The sequence below is a fragment of the Oleiphilus sp. HI0125 genome, assembly GCF_001635355.1.
Genome location: NZ_LWGF01000881.1, coordinates 1 through 2,051, shown reverse-complemented (window position 1 = coordinate 2,051; position 2,051 = coordinate 1). Strand labels below are relative to the sequence as shown.

2 protein-coding genes are annotated in these 2,051 nt (G+C 44.9%); both read left to right on the top strand.

Features of this window, described 5'->3' with window-relative positions:
• Window positions 1–1,267, top strand: a 1,267-nt coding sequence (gene gorA, locus A3762_RS15170) for a glutathione-disulfide reductase (RefSeq protein ID WP_068756407.1), incomplete at its 5' end; no start/stop codon positions are given.
• An 88-nt stretch (window positions 1,268–1,355) separates the two neighbouring features.
• The coding region (gene trpS, locus A3762_RS15165) for a tryptophan--tRNA ligase (RefSeq protein WP_082869167.1) at window positions 1,356–2,051 on the top strand (696 nt) is incomplete at its 3' end.

The window sequence follows — 2,051 nt, the reverse complement described above, 5'->3', positions numbered from 1 at the left end:
AAAAGTTGCGGTTGCTGAAGACCGTTATCTTGGTGGTACTTGTGTCAACGTCGGTTGTGTGCCTAAAAAACTATTCGTATATGCGTCGCATGTCATGGAGGAGTTGGAAGACGGTGAGGGATTTGGATGGTCAAATTCCGGTGACTTGAATTTCGATTGGCCGACCTTGTGTGAAAACAAGAACAAAGAGATTGGTCGTTTGAACGGCATCTATCAGAACCTGCTAGAGAATAGCGGAGCTAAGATTATAAACGGCTCGGCTAAGCTCGTTGGGCCGAATATCGTTCAAGTCGGTGACCAGCAATATACCAGCGAACGAATTGTGGTCGCGACGGGTGGTTGGCCTCGCAAGCTGAACATCCCAGGTAATGAACACATCATCACCTCGAATGAATTCTTTTATCTAGATACATTACCCAAGTCTGCAGTTGTTCAGGGCGGTGGTTATATCGCGATAGAGCTCGCAGGTATTTTAAACGGACTCGGTGTTGACACCACAGTGGTATTCCGAGGAGAGAAACTACTGCGAGGTTTTGATGAAGAAATTCGTGATTTTGTCGCCGAGCAAGTTCAAAACAAAGGTATCAAGCTGATATCTCATACGAATATCGATAGCGTCACGCATTGCGATGACTCGTATCAAGTATACCTGTCTGACCACGAGGTCTTGCAGACCGATTTGGTTCTTACAGCATTGGGGCGTGTGCCTAAAGTTGACGGTTTGGGGTTGGAAGACTTAGGCGTAGAACTCAAACCAAACGGAGCAGTGTGCGTAAATGATGACTTCCAAACGTCGGTTCCGAGTGTATACGCAATTGGTGACGTGATTGACCGTGTTCAATTGACGCCGGTCGCTTTAGCTGAGGGTATGTATCTTTCAAAACTGTTTTTTGCTGATAAAAAACCATCTTCAGTTGATTATGAAAATATTCCTACAGCGGTATTTTGCCAACCAAATATCGGTACGGTTGGCTTAACAGAAGAGCAAGCACGAGAATCATTTAATGTAGACGTATATGCTTCAAGCTTTAAACCAATGAAGCATACAATGAGTGGTCGAAATGAACGCAGTATGATGAAACTCATTGTAGATAAAGACACGGATAAAGTGTTGGGAGCTCATATGGTAGGTCCTGATTCTGGTGAAATTATTCAAGGTATCGCAATTGCCATCAAGGCTGGAGCTACCAAATCTGTATTCGATAGTACGATCGGCATTCACCCGACAGCCGCAGAAGAGTTTGTGACAATGCGTCAAGCGCGTTAGACCAAGTCGCATAAGTACAACAAATGCCTTAGCGAGTATCATAAAAGCTTGTATACTCGCGCTTTAATTTTTTGCTTAGGAGTTAGTTTTGAGTTCGGTTGAATTACAACAGCGTGTGTTAAGCGGTATGCGCCCAACGGGTAAATTACACATGGGGCATTATCACGGTGTTTTAAAAAACTGGGTTGAGTTGCAGCATGATTACGAATGTTTTTTCTTTGTAGCTGACTGGCATGCACTCACAACGCATTACGAAGCGCCTTATGACATTGAGCAAAGCGTCTGGGATATGGTGATTGATTGGTTAGCTGCGGGGATTAACCCTGGCAACGCAACTATGTTTATTCAATCTCACGTGCCTGAGCACGCCGAGCTTCACTTACTTTTATCTATGATGACCCCGCTTGGTTGGTTAGAGCGAGTGCCAAGCTATAAGGATCAACAAGAGAAACTTAAAGAGCGTGATCTCGCAACATATGGCTTTTTGGGTTATCCCTTACTTCAAAGCGCCGACATCCTTGTGTACCGTGCCGGTCTTGTTCCGGTAGGTGCAGATCAGGTTGCGCACGTTGAATTAACGCGCGAGGTAGCTCGACGTTTCAACCACCTGTATGGCAAAGATCCAGGTTTTGAAGAGCAAGCAGAAGCAGCCATCAAAAAAATGGGCAAGAAGGCATCTAAGCTATATCGAACGCTTCAAAAACGTTTCCAAGAACAAGGTGATGACGAGGCATTAGAGACAGCACGCGCGCTAATTCGAGATCAGCAAAATATTACGATTAGT